Genomic DNA, 16,393 nt, shown 5'->3' with positions numbered 1-16,393 from the left:
GCTTCGGCCGAGAGCGGCAACAAATCGAGAATCGACAGGACTTCCACGATGCCCGACATCAACGATCCCGCCACAGTGACCGTCACCGACGCTTCCTTCACCTCGGATGTGCTGTCCAGCAAACTCCCTGTGCTCGTTGATTTCTGGGCTACCTGGTGCGGTCCGTGCAAGATGATCGCCCCGGTGCTCGAAGAGATCGCCGGAGAGAAGGCCGACCAGCTCGTGGTCGCCAAACTCGATGTCGACGCCAATCCCGAGACCGCCCGGCAGTTCCAGATCTCCTCGATCCCGACACTGATCCTGTTCAGGGACGGTGAGCCGGTAACCCGGATCACCGGTACCAAGGGCAAGGCGGCACTGTTGCGAATACTCGCCGAACATGATTGACGGCTATCCACCGGTGGCGGGGCGCGGCATCTTGAACCGACGATCCCGCATGGCCAACACCTTTTTGCCCGCCGCCGGGGCAGCCCGTATCGAGCTGATAGCCCCCGGGGGGAATCCGGCGGGCGTGTTCGTCGGCGCATGCGCCCATCCCGGCAGAGCTCGGAAGCCGGTTCCCACGGCACGTGGCATCTCGGCCACTGCATCAGACGCCGACTCCGCCGACGCCCAGGCCGGCGGAACCGACAGCTTGCCGACCAGAGTCGCCCGCCCGATAACAGCGTCGACCGGTCCGCGCGATGCGGGCGCAGGCGGCCGGGACGCCGGGGCGGTCTCCACGAGCCGGGGGGCTTCGCCGGAACCGCCACCGGCGTGGCGCTCGAAGTCCGCTTTCGCCCTCAGGATGAAATGTCCCTGCCTGAACGCCGCATAGGTCCACTGCCAGACGGGGTTGATCGGGCCGGTCAGAATGTTGAAGTCACTGAATGCCGTGAGCAACGGCGACAGCGCACCCTCCGTGCCGGAGCTGGTCGTGCCCGCACTCAGCGGCCCCGCCGATGCCAGACTGTGCAGCTGCTGACCCAACGCCGACATCAGCTGCGACACCACAGTCCGGGCCTCTCCGGCGGCGGCGCTGCCAGCCGCTCGCGCCGCCGCGGCGGACTGGCTGGTGACTTTCGGTGCTTGGTTGAACCGGGTGAGCGTGGTCGCCGCCGAGGAGGATGCGGCATACCCGTACATCGCCGCGGCGTCTTGCGCCCACATCTCGGCATACGCCGCTTCCGCAGCAGCGATCGCTGAGCTGTTCTGCCCCAGGAAGTTGGTCGCGATCAGCGACATCAACAGTGTCCGGTTGGCCTCGATCACCGGTGGAGGCACGGTGACGGCGAAAGCGGCTTCATAGGCGGCGGCTGCGGCAGTGGCCTGGATGGCCGACTGTTCAGCCTGGGCCGCAGTCTCGTTGATCCACGCGATGTAGGGTTCGATGGCCATCTCCATCGACGCGGACGACGGGCCCTCCCAAGTCTCCCTCAGATCCACGGTCGCGGCCGCACATGCGCAGGCCGCCGCACCCAGCTCCACGGCCAGCTCGTTCCACGCCGCCGCGGCAGCCATCATCGGCGCCGCCCCAGGACCGAAATACATACGCGCAGAGTTGATCTCCGGCGGCAATGCCCCGAAATCAACCATGGACCCTTCCTTTCACGATGTCCGTGCACGCGACCGCAGCACAGCCGGATTTGCCGGCAGCCTTGCTCGGGTCGCTAGCCTCCGAACGACGGGCGGGGCATTTTGAAGCGGCGAGGACCCACGCGCAAGACGCTGCTCACCGTGGCGCGGCTCGCCGCACCCGCCGCCCCGCCGATACCCGCCGTGGGCGCACCACTGAGCACGGGCGGGCTCGCCTCCGCGGCGGGGGCCCCCCCGAGAGTGGTCTCCACCGGCTCGTTACTGACCGGCGCCGCCGGCACCGCCGGCGCCCAGCCGTTCGGCACCGACAATCTGCCGACCAGTCCCGCTCCGCCCAGACTGGCCATCGCCGGAGCACCGATGCCGGACGGACGCGCCGCGGGGACGTTACCCTCGCTCGGCGGCGCCAGCGGCGCCAGCGGCGCCTGCGGCTCCGGCTTGGGTTCCTTCGCTGCGATCTGCGTTTCGTAGTCCCGCTTGGCGGCGTATCCGAAACTGCCCGCCGACGACCAGGTACGGCTCAAACCCGCGGCCAGCGACACCGGGCCGGAGAACGTGTTGATCCCGCTCATGGTGCTCAGCAGCGAGGAAAACGCCCCGGGGGCTGACGGAACCGCTGCCGAAACCGAGGAGGCGGAGCCTCCTGTCGCCAAAGTTTGCAGCGCGTGGGGGACCGCCGAAATCAGCTGCGACACGGACGCCTGGGCGTTGCCGGCGGTGGTGGAGCCGACGGCCTGCCCCACCGCAGCCGCCTGGCCACTTTGACCGCCCGGGTTGGTGGTCTGCGGCGGTGCGGTGAGGACGGTCAGCCTGGTCGCGGCGGACGATGAGGCGGCATAGGAGTACATCGCCGCGGCATCTTGGGCCCACATCTCGGCGTAAGCGGCCTCGACGGCGGCGATCGCGGTGGTATTGCAGCCGAGGTAGTCGGTGTCCACCAGGTTCGCGAACTCGGCGCGGTTGGCGGCGACCAGCTTGGGGGGCACGGTTGCGGCGAAGGCGTGCTGGTAGGCGACCGCTGCCGCCCGGGCCTTGGTGGCCGCCTCGGCGGCCTGGGACCCCAGCGTTGTCATCCACATCACGTACGGCTTCACGGCAGTGGCCATCGCCTCCGACGACCAGCCGGACCACCCCTCCTCCTCCAGTGTCGCGATCACCCGGGCGTAGGTGCGTGACGCGGTTTCGAGTTGCCCCGCCAACCCGTCCCACGCCCCGGCAGCCGCCACCAGCGGGCCTGAGCCCGGCCCGGCATACATCCGGGCCGAATTGACTTCCGGCGGTAAATTCCCAAAATCCACTTTCTCGAGTCCTCTCTCGACCAGGGTCAAATGTTTGTCTCGACCGGTTACCACCGGCGATAGGACTGCGGCCGCGCATCGGCGAGCTGCACCATTTCGTGTATTCGAAAGGACTGAATTCGTTGCCCGAAGAATGGGCAAGCGGGCCGCCGCGCCGACTCACGACGCACCGGGTCGGTTGGACCGCCGCGCAGCCACACTGCTGCGCCAGACTCGACTCCTGCGACATTGCAGGGGACCATTGACCGGCCATCACACAGAGTGCTCACCCTCGTTGCTGGTCAGCGGGTTCACACGCCTTGGCTTCGTCGACGTGACGCGTTGCGGCATCGAGCCGCGCAGTGGCGCCGCGTGCGTCCGATTAGCCGGACCGATTGCTAGGAACCCCGGGTCCGCCATTGCCGATGACGGCGGCGTTGCAGGCATCCCTCAACCGTGGCTTTGCTTTGGGGCATTGAAGGTAGGAAATGCCGACGGACTATGACGCCACGCCCCTTGCCTACTCCACTGCAGCTGTCGACCATCACCCGTCACTCCCTCCTTCCGGTCAAGTCTCGGCACCACCCTGGCAGGTCGGCGCCGGCGTATCAGCGGGCTTCTTCTCCGGAAATCGGCATTCCGACCAACACCTCACTGGCCGCCACCGCACCTACCGTGGCCAGCGGCTCGACGACAGTTCGTCCCGGCATGACCGACCGACTGGCATAGGGCCGGCGCACGTACACCAGCCAGGTGATCGCGGCGGCCGCGGCGTAGATCACCAGGAACAGGCAGAAAGCCGATGTGTCCGATCCGGTGCTGTGGTACGACGCGCGCAAAGCCATGTCCACGCCGACACCGCCGGCCGCCCCGGTTGCCGCGGCAAACCCGATCAACGCCCCTGACGCGCTCCGCGACCAATGGCGGCGTTCGGTCTCATCGATACCCAGCGAGTGACTGCGCGCTTCGATGACCGCGGGAATCATCTTGAACACCGAGCCCTTGCCGAATCCGGCCAGCGTGAACAGACAGAGCAAGCACGTGACGTATCCGACCATGGTGCCGGCGGTGGTATGGCCCGCAGAGTGATCACTGTGGATACTGATGGCGATCAATGCGGCCGTGGTGGCGATCATCCCGACGAAGACGACAAAGGTGACCCTGCTGCCGCCGACCCGATCCGACAGTCGGCCACCATAGATCCGTGACAGCGCCCCCAGCAGCGGCCCGATCCACGCGTACTGGGCAGCGTGCAATGACGCCTCCTTGACGCCTTGTCCTGCCGCGATGAAATTGACCGTCAGCACCTGCCCGAATGCGAACGAGAATCCGATGAACGTCCCGAAGGTGCCGACGTAGAGCAGCGCAAGGACCCAGGTGTCCGGTACGCGCAGGATGATCCCCAGCGTATCCACCTCGATGGCGTGGTCCAGGTTGTCCATGAACAGCGCCGCCGCTATCGCCACGGCTACCGAAAGAACGAGGTAGACGCTACATACCCAGTACGGTTTGCTCCCGACGGTGCTGAGGACCACCAGGCCCACCACCTGGACGCCGGCCACTCCTAGGTTGCCGATGCCGGCGCTGAGACCCAGTGCCCCGCCCTTGAGCCGGTGCGGGTAGAAGGCGTTGATGTTCGCCAGCGACGCGGCGTAGTTGGCGCCTCCGCATCCTGTTAGTGCGGCGCATATCACGTACATCCACAGAGGTTGGCCCGGGTTGGCCAACAGGAGAATGGTCCAGACGGTCGGGATGAGCAGCAGCAACGCCGAGAACACCGTCCAGTTGCGACCGCCGTATCGCGCCACCGCCAGGGTGTAGGGGATCCGCAGCGCGGCCCCGGTCAAGGTGGCGGTGGCACTGATCAGCAACTTGTCGCCGGTCCCGATCCCGTACTCGGATTGCGGCATGAACAGCACCATGACCGACCAGAGCGCCCAGATCGAGAAGGCGACGTGGTCGGCGGCCATCATGCAAAACAGGTTGCGCCGCGCGATCTTCTTGTTGCCGTTTTCCCAGGCAGCGATATCTTCTGGATTCCAGTCAACAATTTGATGACGATGCGTCATTCAAACTCCTAGCAGCCGTAAGCAGGTCGCCGTGGACAGTACGCCCGCTAGTTCATGGGCTCCGTAATAATTGCTGTCGATTACCAGTGAGCGACCGCCCCGGCAAATTGAAGAACTATCGCCATCAAAATTAGCGGGCCGACCGATGTTTATCGTGCACTCAGCCAGCGAGAGAATGCCCGCCTGGGTTACATTAACCCAGGCCACGGAGGGTTTCGGGCAGGCCTCCGCGGATTCGACCGGGCCGGTGAATCACAACATTTAATTGTTACAAACCCTCGTTGACCCCGGCGTGGCGTTAATCCAATTGCGTCGTTGACGCTATACCTCGGCGCTTTGTGACCCTACAGCTACCGGTTGTGTGTGCGGAATACGTTACCTGTTCGTCACAAAATGACGTGCGACGTCTAGGGTAGCCTCACGGCGAGATCATTGATCAAATTGCGTTTGGCCGATATCCGTGGACGACGGAGGTTGGCTCAAACTGAAAGGCCCATAATGACTGCCACGACCAGCGTCAACGACGTGATCGTCATCGGTTCCGGTCCAGCCGGCTACACGGCTGCCCTATACACCGCACGTGCGCAATTGGCGCCGCTGGTATTCGAGGGCACATCGTTCGGCGGTGCGCTGATGACCACCACCGAGGTGGAGAACTACCCGGGTTTCCCCGAGGGGATCACCGGCCCCGAGCTGATGGATCGGATGCGAGAGCAGGCGCTGCGATTCGGGTCGGAACTGCGCACCGAAGACATCGACTCGGTATCCCTGGCCGGCCCGGTCAAATCGGTTGTCACCGCCGACGGCGAAACCCATCGAGCACGGGCCGTCATCCTGGCGATGGGTGCGGCGGCGCGGTACTTGAATGTCCCCGGCGAACAGGCACTGCTCGGGCGCGGGGTGAGTTCGTGCGCGACGTGTGACGGATTCTTCTTCCGCGACCAGGACATCGCAGTGATCGGTGGCGGCGACTCGGCGATGGAGGAGGCCGTCTTCCTGACCCGATTCGCCCGGAGCGTGACACTGGTCCACCGCCGTGACGAGTTCCGCGCCTCCCGAATCATGGTGACCCGGGCCCGCGCCGACGACAAGGTCCGGTTCGTCACCAACAGCACGGTCGTCGCCGTCGAAGGCAGCGAGACGGTCACCGGACTGCGCTTGCGCGACGCCACGGGTGTCGAGTCGGTACTCCCGGTGACCGGTGTGTTCGTTGCGATCGGTCACGACCCGCGTTCGGCGTTGGTGCGCGATCAGGTGGCCGTCGACTCCGACGGCTACGTGTTGGCCCAGCCCGGCAGCACACGCACGTCCCTGGCCGGCGTCTTCGCGGCCGGCGACCTGGTGGACCGCAGGTATCGCCAGGCGATCACCGCCGCCGCTTCGGGTTGCGCAGCCGCTATCGACACCGAGCGCTGGCTGGCCGAGAACCATCAACCGACGTCGGCGCGTACCGCCGAAACCGCGGGTGCCACGACCGACACCGACCTGCTCGACGCGCTCCCGTGAGTCGCTGAAGGCGCGCGGCCCACCGACGCGCGCCGGCCGTTGGGAGCGGTTCGACCCGTTAACCGCAAGGATGGCGTGTTGTGTTCAACGTGCTGTTCTACTCACCGCGCATCCCGCCCAATACCGGCAACGCGATCCGCATGGTGGCGGCCACCGGCGCGCAGCTGCATCTGGTCGAGCCGCTGGGCTTCGACCTGTCCGAGCCCAAGCTGCGCCGCGCCGGGCTGGATTACCACGACCTGGCATCGGTGACCGTACATGCGTCGCTGCCGGATGCCTGGGCGGCGCTGATGCCCGCCCGGGTGTTCGCCTTCACCGCGCACGCCCAGACCTCCTTCGCCGACGTTGCCTACCGAGCCGGCGACGTGCTGATGTTCGGGCCGGAGCCCGACGGACTGGACGAGGCGACGCTGGCCGACCCGCATATCACCGCACAGCTGCGTATCCCGATGCTGCCCGGCCGGCGCTCGCTGAACCTGTCGAATGCCGCCGCGATCGCCGCCTATGAGGCGTGGCGCCAGCAGGGGTTCGCCGGCGGGATCTGATCACCAGCTGTCGAAGTGCGCCACCTGCTCGGCCGGCAGTCGCTTGGCCGGCTTGAAGTCGGTGCCCTGGGTGTAGGCGATGGGGAACAGCCCGCCCTGGCTGTACTCCTCGTGCGGGATACCGAGCACCTCGGCGGCCTGCTTCTCGCCGTCCCCGAGCAGGTGCAGCGTCGTCCAGCAGGAACCCAGTCCACGGTTGCGCAACGCCAGGCAGTAGCTCCACGCGGCCGGGAACAGCGACGCCCAGAACGACGCACTGAGACCCAGTCCGCCCGTCTCCGGCCGGCCCTGAAGGCACGGGATCATCAGCACCGGTACGTCCTGCAGGTTCTCGGCCAGATAGCGGGCCGAGCCGCTGACGAACTCCATTCGCTCGCCGCGTACGTCGCCCTCGTCGTAGTCGGGCCTCATCCGGTTCAGATACGGCACGGCGTTCGCACGGTAGATGTCGGCGAGCGCCTGCTTCTTGACCGGGTCGGTGACGAACATCCACTGCCAGCCCTGGGCGTTCGATCCGGTGGGTGCCTGCAGGGCGATCTCGAGGCACTCCATGAGCACCTCGCGGGGAACCGGCTTGTCCAGGTCGAGACGCTTGCGGACCGATCGGGTGGTGGTCAGGACTTCGTCTGCGGACAAGTTGAGGTTCATGCGTGGAGGTTACCGCCGGCGGCTACCGGAAGTCCCGGGAGCGCGACCGCACCCCCAACTCGAGTACACCCAGCCGATCGGCCAGTACGGTGACCGCCCCGCTGGCGTTCTGCACCCGTCCGCGGATCAGCAGCGCCGCCGCGCTCTGCGCCGGCCGGCGATACCGCGTCCACACCCCCGGCGTACACAGCACGTTGACCATCCCGGTCTCGTCCTCGAGGTTGACGAACGTCACCCCGCGGGCGGTCGCCGGCCGCTGCCGGTGCGTCACCGCCCCAGCGATGAGCACCCGGGTCCCATCGGGCACGCTCAGCAACTGGTCGGCGGGGATCACCCCGAGTGCATCGAGGCGGGCCCGCAGGAATTGGGTCGGGTAGCTGTCCGGGGACACTCCGGTGGCCCACACATCGGCGGCGGCCAGCTCTATCTCGCTCATCCCGGGCAGTCGCCCGCCCCGGCGGTCGCCAGCGCCTCGGCTTGCGCCCCCGAAAGCCTCGCCCGGGCAGTCAGATCCACCAGCGAAGCGACCGGGCCATGCGCTTCGCGTTCGGCCCCCAGCCGCTCGGCCAGGTCGACGCCGATGCCGCGGACGTCGCCCAGTCCGAGCCGGACCTGCGTCCCGGCTTCGGCCAGCGTGGGGTGCGCCAGGCTGGCGTTGACGCACCCGCCGTGCACGACGACCCCGTGCCGGCGGGCATCGGCGACCAGTGACTGCGGCGAATAGAAGCCCATCGGCTGGGCCCGCAGCAGCGCGGCGCAGAACGCCGCCGGGTGGTGCAGCTTGAACCAGGCCGAGTAGAACACCAGCGACGCGAAGCTCATCGCGTGACTCTCCGGAAATCCGTAATTGGCAAAGGCTTCCAGCTTCTCGTAGATCCTCATCGCCACCGCGCCGGTGATGCCGTGACACTGCGCCATGCCGTCGTAGAACCGGGTGCGCAGCTGCCGCATCCGCTCGGCGGAGCGTTTCGAACCCATGGCCCGGCGCAGCTGGTCGGCTTCGGCCGGCGAGAACCCCGCGCAGTCGACGGCAAGTTGCATCAACTGTTCCTGAAACAGCGGCACCCCCAACGTCTTTCTCAGCGCAGGCTCCATCGAAGGGTGCTCGTATTCGACCGGGGAATGGCCATTGCGCCGCTGAATGTAGGGGTGCACCGAGCCACCCTGGATCGGTCCCGGCCGGATCAGCGCGACCTCCACCACCAGGTCATAGAACACCCGTGGCTTCAGCCGCGGCAGGGTGGCCATCTGGGCGCGCGATTCCACCTGAAACACCCCGACCGAATCCGCCCGGGCCAGCATCTCGTACACCGCAGGCTCGGACAGGTCTATTCGGGCGAGGTCCACCTTGATGCCCTGGTGCTCTGCCACCAGGTCTTGCATGTAGTGCAGCGCGGAGAGCATCCCCAGCCCCAACAGGTCGAACTTCACCAGACCGATGGCCGCACAGTCGTCTTTGTCCCACTGCAGCACGCTGCGGCCGGGCATCCGGGCCCATTCCACCGGGCACACATCGGCGATCGGGCGGTCACAGATCACCATGCCACCGGAGTGGATTCCCAGATGCCGTGGCAGATCCGCGATCTGGGTCGCCAAATCGATCACCTGCTCGGGAATACCTTCGGCATCGGAGGATTCAGCCACCCCGTGCCACCGGCCGACCTGTTTGCTCCAAGCGTCCTGCTGCCCCGGCGAGTACCCCAGCGCCCGGGCCATGTCGCGCACCGCGCTGCGGCCCCGGTAGGTGATGACATTGGCGACCTGGGCGGTGTAGTCGCGCCCGTAGCGTTCGTAGACGTACTGGATGACCTCTTCGCGCCGGTCCGACTCGATGTCGATGTCGATGTCGGGAGGCTCGTCGCGTTCCGACGACAAGAACCGCTCGAACAGCAGCCCATTGACCACTGGGTCGACCGCCGTTATACCGAGGGCGTAGCAGACCGCGGAGTTGGCCGCCGAACCCCTTCCCTGACAGAGGATGTCGCTGCGACGGCAGAACTGGGTGATATCGTGCACCACCAGGAAATATCCCGGAAATCCCAGTTGAGCAATGACATTCAGTTCATGCTCGATCTGCACCTGGGCTTTGCGGGCCAACGGCCCTCCACCCGGCGGCCCGTAACGGTCGACCGCCCCGGCCAGCACCAACCGGCGCAGCCAGCTGTCCTCGGTATGCCCGGCCGGCACGTCAAAGAGCGGCAGCTGCGGAGCGATGAGCTTCAGCGCGAAGGCGCACTGCTCACCGAGTTCGACTGCGGCCGTCAGCGTCTCGGGATACTGCGCGAACAACCGGGCCATCTCCGCACCGGAACGCAGATGCGAGCCACCCAGCGGGGCCAGCCGGCCGGCGGCGGCATCCAGGGACTGCCGGGCCCGGATCGCCGCCATCGCCATCGCCAGCCGCGCCCGGGACGGTCCGGCGAAATGCGCGCCGGTGGTGGCCACCAGCCCCACCCCGAACCGTGGCGCCAGGTCGGCCAGCGCCGCATTGCGCTCGTCGTCGCAGGGATCCCCATGCCGGCTCAGCTCGACGCTGACCCGCGCGGCCCCGAACCGGTCCACCAGGTCGGCCAGTGCCGCGGCGGCCGCGTCCGGGCCGCCGGTGGCCAGCGCATGGCGGACGTGGCCCTTGCGGCATCCGGTCAGGATGTGCCAGTGCCCGCCGGCCGCCGCGGTCAGCGCGTCCAGATCGAAACGCGGCCTGCCCTTTTCGCCGGCCAGGACGACGGTGTTTTCCCCGCCCTACGCCGAGCTGCACACGCATTCGGCGTACAGCTTCTTGGACGGCGCCAGCACCCCGCAGGAGCTGGTCGCCGAGGCAGCCCGGCTGGGTCTGCGGGCGATTGCGCTGACCGATCACAACGGTCTGTACGGGGTGGTGCGGTTCGCCGAGGCGGCCGCCGAGCTGGCTGCCGCGGGGCAGGAGATCGCCACCGTCTTCGGTGCCGAATTGTCGCTGGCTGCTACCGATGCTTCCTCCTTTCCCAAGTCCCGCACCGAGCACACGGACCCGCCCGGCCCGCACCTGCTGGTGCTGGCCCGCGGTCCCCGGCGTAGGGGGGGGAAAACACCGTCGTCCTGGCCGGCCGGGTCCGCGGAGCCGCCGGGCCACTCCCCGCCGGGCCACGGGCCGTCGCGGCGATGTGACGAGGCCTGCCCTCGAGCACCCGCTCCATTTCCGCCCAGCTCGGCGGCCCACTGCCCCAGCCCACGCCCCCCACGCTATCGAACATATGTGCGACGATTGTCGGGTGGGTGTGAAAAAGAACTTTGATGCACTAATCTGTGTCAGATTCCGGCACGATGCGAAAGGGCCACTGTTTTCATGTTCGGCGTTGTCAGACGCGCGTGGTTACCTCTGCTCATCGTCCTAGTCGTTCTGGTGGGAGGGTTCACCGTGCAGCGAGTCCGCGGCTACTTCGGCGCCGATGACAGCGGCAACGGGACCGTCCCGTTCGAGGACACCAAGCCGTTCCATCCCAAGGTCGTGGTCTACGACATCTTCAGCCCGGACGGGACCTACGCCGACATCAACTATCTGGACCTGGACGCCACGCCGCAACGGATCGACGGCGCCAGCCTGCCGTGGTCGCTGACCCTGTCGACCACCAACCCGGCGGTAAGCCCCAACATCGTCGCCCAAGGTGACGGCTCCACCATCGGCTGCCGCGTCACCATTGACGGTGTCGTCAAAGAAGAAAGAATCGCCACCGGCCCGGTGAGCGCCCAGACCTTCTGCATTGTGAAATCCGCATGAGCAACCACCACGACAGCACCGACGCGGCCACCGACACGCTGCCCGCCGCGCAACCGCCCAAGCCCGGCGGAATCCCGAAGTGGATCCGCCGGCTCGCGGTGCCCATCATCCTGGCCTGGCTGGCCATCACCGTGCTGGTGAACACCATCGTGCCGCAGCTCGACGAGGTCGGGAAGATGCACGCGGTATCGATGGCCCCCCGTGACGCTCCGTCGATGATCGCGATGATGCGTATCGGCAAGGTGTTCGACGAGTTCAAATCGGACAGCTCGGCGATGGTGGTCATCGAAGGCGACCAGCCACTCGACGACGCCGCCCACGCCTACTACGACCAACTGGTCGCCAAAATGGAGGCCGACCACGCCCACGTCGAGCACGTCCAGGACTTCTGGAGCGACCCGCTGACCGCGGCGGGATCCCAGAGTCCGGACGGCAAAGCCGCCTACGTCCAGGTGTATCTGGCCGGCAACATGGGCGAGACCCTGGCCAACGAATCGGTCGAGGCCGTCCAGAAGATGATCGCCGACACCCCGGCGCCGCCGGGTGTGCACGCCTACGTCACCGGCGGGGCCGCTCTCAACGCCGATCAGCACATCGCCGGCGACAAGAGCCTGAAGATCATCACCGGGCTGACCTTCGTGGTGATCATCACGATGCTGCTGTCCATCTACCGGTCCATCGGCACGGTGCTGCTGGTGCTGGGCATGGTGGTCTTCGAGCTGAGCGCTGCCCGCGGCGTGGTGGCCGTACTCGGCTTCTACAACATCATCGGACTGTCGACGTTCGCGGTGAACCTGCTGGTGACGCTGGCCATCGCCGCCTCGACGGACTATGCGATCTTCCTGCTCGGCCGCTACCAGGAGGCGCGAGCACTCGGCGAGGACAAGGAATCGGCCTTCCACACCATGTATCACGGCACCGCGCACGTGATCCTGGGCTCGGGGTTGACCATCGCCGGCGCGACCTTCTGTCTGCACTTCACCCGGCTGCCCTACTTCCGGTCGCTGGGCATCCCGCTGGCGATCGGCATGTTGGTGGTGGTCTTCGCGGCGCTCACGTTCGGCTCCGCGGTGGTGGCGGTGGCCAGCCGCTTCGGCATGCTGGAACCCAAGCGGGCGATGCGCATCCGCACCTGGCGGCGGATCGGCGCGATGATCGTGCGCTGGCCCGGCCCGGTGCTGGTAGCCACCACGGCGGTCTGTTTGGTCGGCCTGCTCACCCTGCCGGGGTACCGGACCAACTACAACGACCGGCAGTACCTGCCGAATTACGTGCCGGCCAACCAGGGCTACGCCGCTGCGGACCGGCACTTCTCCCAGGCCCGGATGAGCCCGGAACTGCTGATGATCGAGACCGACCACGACATGCGCAACCCGGCCGACTTCCTGGTCATCAACCGGATCGCCAAGCGCATCTTCGAGGTGCCTGGCATCGGGCGGGTACAGACCATCACCCGGCCGCTGGGAACGCCGATCGAGCACACCACGATCCCGTTCGCGATCAGCATGCAGGGCACTACCCAGCAGCTGAACATGAAGTACCAGCTCGACAGCATGAAGAACATGCTCAAGATGGGCGAGGACATGCAGGTCTCCATCGACAGCATGAAGCAGATGCTCGAAGTCACCCGCCAGATGTCGGTGACCACCCACAGCATGGACGTCAAGATGCACCAGATGCTCGACGACATTCAGAAGATGCGCGACTCCATCGCCGACTTCGACGACATGTGGCGCCCGATGCGCAGCTACTTCTATTGGGAGCCGCACTGCTTCGACATCCCGATCTGCTGGTCGATCCGGTCGATCTTCGACGTCATGGACGGCCTCGACCAGATGACCGAGGATTTCGAAAAAGTGCTGCCCGACATCGACAACCTCGACCGGCTGATCCCGCGGATGCTCGAGATCATGCCGCCGATGATCGAGACGATGTCGAACATGCGGGTCACCCAGCTGAAGATGCAGTCCACCATGGAGGGCCTGCAGCTTCAGATGGAGAAGATGATGGACGGCCAGAACGCCATGGGGAAGGCGTTCGACGAGTCCAAGAACGACGATTCGTTCTACCTGCCGCCGGAGGCGTTCGACAACGCCGACTTCAAGCGCGGCATGAAGATGTTCCTGTCCCCCGACGGGCACGCGGTGCGGTTCATCATCAGCCACGAGGGCGACCCGATGTCGCCGGAGGGCGTCTCACACATCCTGCCGATCAAGCACGCCGTGCACGAGGCGCTCAAGGGCACCCCTCTGGAGGGCTCGAAAGTCTATCTCGGCGGCACGGCAGCCATGTTCAAGGACATGAAGGACGGGTCGGCCTACGACCTGATCATCGCCGGTATCGCCTCGCTGTGCCTGATCTTCATCATCATGCTGCTGATCACCCGGGCCGTGGTGGCCTCGGCGGTGATCGTCGGCACGGTGCTGCTCTCGCTGGGAACCTCGTTCGGGATCTCAGTGCTGATCTGGCAGCACATCATCGGGCTGGACCTGCACTGGATGGTGCTGGCGATGAGCGTGATCATCCTGTTGGCGGTCGGTTCGGACTACAACCTGCTGCTGGTGTCCCGGATGAAGGAGGAGCTTCCCGGCGGCGTCAAGACCGGCATCATCCGGGCCATGGGCGGTAGCGGCTCCGTCGTCACCTCCGCCGGCCTGGTGTTCGCGTTCACCATGATGTCGATGCTGGTCTCCGACCTGCGCGTGATCGGTCAGGTGGGTTCCACCATCGGGCTGGGGCTGCTCGTCGACACCCTGGTGATCCGGTCGTTCATGACGCCGTCGATCGCCGCGCTGCTGGGCCGCTGGTTCTGGTGGCCGCAGCGGGTGTGGTTGAGGCCGAGCCCGGCGGCGCAGCAGCTCGCCGCGCGACCGCAGACCGAAGCCCAGCGGCATGCCGGTGAAGCCACCGCGCCCGTGGCTGCCCAGCACCACCAGCTGAGCCTGCTGCGACTGGTCGATCAGTTGGTCGGCCGGGCGGTCATCGACCACCACCCGGCGCACCGTGACGTCCGGGTAGCGCTCCCGCCAGCCGGCTAACCGCTCGGCCAGCGCCAGTTCTCCGTCGGAGGCCATCGCCGCCGTATCGATGCCGGGGAAGTCCCAGAAGCCGGTGTCGTGCCAGGCGTACACCGCGATCAGTTCCACCCCGCGCAACGAGGCCTCTTCGAACGCCAGCGCCGTTGCAGCCTCCGACACCGGGGAGCCGTCGATGCCGACCACCACCGGTGCGATGTCGGGGCGCGGCGGGTCGTCCGGATGGCGTTCGTGGATGACCGCGACCGGGCAGTGCGCGTGCCGGACCAGTGACGAGCTGACCGAGCCCAGCAGTCGGCGCCGCAGCCGCCCGTGCCCGCGGGAACCCACCACCAGGCGGGCGGCGCCGCGGCTCATGTCCACCAGCATCGGGACGGTGGAGCCTACGACCGTCTCCGCAGCAACCCGCGGCGCCCCGGCCGCCTCGGCGACGTCGACGGCGTCGCGCAGATGGTGTTCGCCCTGTTCGCGCTGCCATTCGACGTAACCGGGCGGCATCGGTGTCTCGGGAAACGTCATCACCGCGGGCGGTGCCAGCACGTGAACCAGGGTGAGCGGCAGGTTGTGCAGAGCGGCGTTGCGGGCTGCCCAGTCGACCGCAGCGACCGACGACGGCGATCCATCGACACCGACCAGAATTCCGGGAGCGGGCGACATCGGGTTCTCCTTGCGCTCTTTGATCCCTATCACGGACCCCTACCACGCTAATCCGGTTCGGGCTGTGGCACCGTGGTGGCATGGTTGGCATGTCGGTCACGATCGACCCGCGCCGCCACGACGCGGTGCTGGTGGCTCTGCACGGGGGTGACGGCGCGGCGGCGCTGGCCGAGCGGTTGCGGCAGGCCGGTGTGCGAGTGGGTGCGGCGGCCGCCGACAGCTCCGCCGCCGACCTGGTGCACGCCGCTGGCGGTCTGGCGGCGCGGCCCGGCCGCTGTGTGGTGCTCACCGACTCCGAAACGAATGTAACCGCCGCCCGCAGTGCCGGATTCGCCCTGGTGATCGGGGTGGGGTGCGACGGCGGCGACGCGGTGGTGGCCGACCCGGGCGAGGTCGGCGTGCGTACCGGCGACCGGCCGATGTCGACCCTGCCGGACGCGATGGCCGCCCTGGACGCCCCAGAAGCCTCGGGTGACGTGGGCGCCTCGGCATTGAACGCCCTCGATCGCCCGGCGGTGTTCTTCGACTTCGATGGAACCCTGTCGGACATCGTCGACGACCCCGACGCGGCCCGCCCGGTGGCCGGCGCGGTGGATGCGTTGGCCGCGTTGGCGACCCAGTGTCCGGTCGCGGTGCTGTCCGGGCGCGACCTGGCCGACGTGCGGTCGCGGGTGGGCCTGGACGGGATCTGGTATGCGGGCAGTCACGGTTTCGAGCTGATCGGCCCGGACGGCGCCCACCATCAGAACGAGGCGGCCGTCGGTGCGGTACCGGTGCTGGCCGCCGCGACCGGTTCGCTTCACGAGCAGCTCGGCGCCATCCCGGGAATCATGGTGGAACACAAGCGCTTCGCTGTCGCGGTGCACTACCGCAATGCGGCCCGGGATCGGGTCGGCGAGGTGCTGGCGGCGGTACGCGAGGCCGGTCGGCGCCGCGGGCTGCGGGTGACCACCGGGCGCGAGGTGATCGAACTGCGCCCCGAGATCGACTGGGACAAGGGCCGCACGCTGCACTGGATTCTGGATCGGCTGACCGGAGTGACACCGCTGTTTCTTGGTGACGACATCACCGACGAGGATGCGTTCGATGCGGCTGCCGAACTGTCGGGCGCCGGAATTGTGGTGCGGCACAATGACGACGGCGATCGTGCGACCGCCGCCCGTTATGCCCTGGACAGCCCGGCGCAGGTGGTCGAGTTCACCGAACGGCTGGCTGAGCGGCTCGCCGGCTGAGCAGCACCGCCACCCTGGAGGCGGCGGTCCTGGCGGTAACGGAGGAGGCGGCGGTGCCGGCCAAAGAGGGGCCGCGAGCGACGTTGGGACAG

Annotated in this window: 11 protein-coding genes and 2 pseudogenes; 7 read left to right on the top strand and 6 right to left on the bottom strand. The window is 67.2% G+C overall.

Annotation, left to right across the window (positions count from 1 at the left end; genetic code table 11):
- Positions 1–48: 48 nt before the first annotated feature.
- Positions 49–387 (top strand): thioredoxin, encoded by a 339-nt coding sequence (trxA, locus tag BN4346_RS30550; RefSeq protein ID WP_067970251.1) that lies wholly within the window; start codon positions 49–51, stop codon positions 385–387.
- A 3-nt stretch (positions 388–390) separates the two neighbouring features.
- Here the strand turns inward: trxA and BN4346_RS30545 are convergent, their stop codons facing one another.
- From BN4346_RS30545 to BN4346_RS30535, 3 genes are all read right to left on the bottom strand, one after another.
- A complete protein-coding gene (locus tag BN4346_RS30545; RefSeq protein WP_067970248.1) occupies positions 391–1,575 on the bottom strand; it encodes a PPE family protein in 1,185 nt (394 codons plus the stop codon).
- Positions 1,576–1,649: 74 nt separating this feature from the next.
- Positions 1,650–2,873 carry a PPE family protein gene (locus BN4346_RS30540; RefSeq protein ID WP_208863222.1) on the bottom strand — a complete coding sequence of 408 codons (1,224 nt, stop codon included), beginning with the start codon at positions 2,871–2,873 and terminating at the stop codon, positions 1,650–1,652.
- A 587-nt stretch (positions 2,874–3,460) separates the two neighbouring features.
- Positions 3,461–4,921 (bottom strand): MFS transporter, encoded by a 1,461-nt coding sequence (locus BN4346_RS30535; protein ID WP_067970240.1) that lies wholly within the window; start codon positions 4,919–4,921, stop codon positions 3,461–3,463.
- 498 nt (positions 4,922–5,419) lie between these two features.
- On the opposite strand from BN4346_RS30535, the gene trxB reads away from it, so the two are divergent.
- Both trxB and BN4346_RS30525 read left to right on the top strand, forming a co-directional pair.
- Entirely contained in the window at positions 5,420–6,427 is a 1,008-nt protein-coding gene (gene trxB, locus BN4346_RS30530; protein ID WP_067970237.1) for a thioredoxin-disulfide reductase, read from the top strand.
- A gap of 80 nt (positions 6,428–6,507) precedes the next feature.
- A complete protein-coding gene (locus BN4346_RS30525; protein WP_067970234.1) occupies positions 6,508–6,972 on the top strand; it encodes a tRNA (cytidine(34)-2'-O)-methyltransferase in 465 nt (154 codons plus the stop codon).
- Here the strand turns inward: BN4346_RS30525 and BN4346_RS30520 are convergent, their stop codons facing one another.
- Positions 6,973–7,620 (bottom strand): nitroreductase family protein, encoded by a 648-nt coding sequence (locus BN4346_RS30520; protein ID WP_067970231.1) that lies wholly within the window; start codon positions 7,618–7,620, stop codon positions 6,973–6,975. It abuts the gene before it with no gap.
- A gap of 22 nt (positions 7,621–7,642) precedes the next feature.
- Positions 7,643–10,335: pseudogene (locus BN4346_RS30515) on the bottom strand (error-prone DNA polymerase); the annotation flags it as partial.
- Positions 10,336–10,348: 13 nt separating this feature from the next.
- Here BN4346_RS30515 and BN4346_RS49855 point away from each other — a divergent pair.
- The 3 genes from BN4346_RS49855 to BN4346_RS48400 are packed head-to-tail and all read left to right on the top strand — an operon-like array spanning position 10,349 to position 14,415.
- Positions 10,349–10,894 (top strand): PHP domain-containing protein, encoded by a 546-nt coding sequence (locus BN4346_RS49855; protein ID WP_067970229.1) that lies wholly within the window; start codon positions 10,349–10,351, stop codon positions 10,892–10,894.
- A gap of 51 nt (positions 10,895–10,945) precedes the next feature.
- Positions 10,946–11,377, top strand: a complete 432-nt coding sequence (locus BN4346_RS30505) for an MmpS family transport accessory protein (protein ID WP_067970226.1) — start codon at positions 10,946–10,948, stop codon at positions 11,375–11,377.
- On the top strand, positions 11,374–14,415 hold the full coding sequence (locus BN4346_RS48400) for an MMPL/RND family transporter (RefSeq protein ID WP_078058516.1): 3,042 nt from the start codon (positions 11,374–11,376) through the stop codon (positions 14,413–14,415). The genes BN4346_RS30505 and BN4346_RS48400 overlap by 4 nt, the downstream gene beginning before the upstream one ends.
- Here BN4346_RS48400 and BN4346_RS30495 read toward each other — a convergent pair.
- A pseudogene (locus BN4346_RS30495) lies at positions 14,320–15,069 on the bottom strand (universal stress protein); the annotation flags it as partial. The gene BN4346_RS48400 and the pseudogene BN4346_RS30495 overlap by 96 nt on opposite strands.
- 89 nt (positions 15,070–15,158) lie before the next feature.
- Between BN4346_RS30495 and otsB the strand changes: the two are divergent.
- The gene (gene otsB, locus BN4346_RS30490; protein WP_067970218.1) at positions 15,159–16,301 is read left to right on the top strand and encodes a trehalose-phosphatase; all 1,143 of its coding nucleotides are present in this window, start codon (positions 15,159–15,161) and stop codon (positions 16,299–16,301) included.
- Positions 16,302–16,393: the final 92 nt, after the last annotated feature.

It is taken from the genome of Mycolicibacter icosiumassiliensis (genome assembly GCF_900078685.2).
Lineage (GTDB): Bacteria > Actinomycetota > Actinomycetes > Mycobacteriales > Mycobacteriaceae > Mycobacterium > Mycobacterium icosiumassiliensis.
This window is presented reverse-complemented; position numbering and strand designations above follow the sequence as displayed.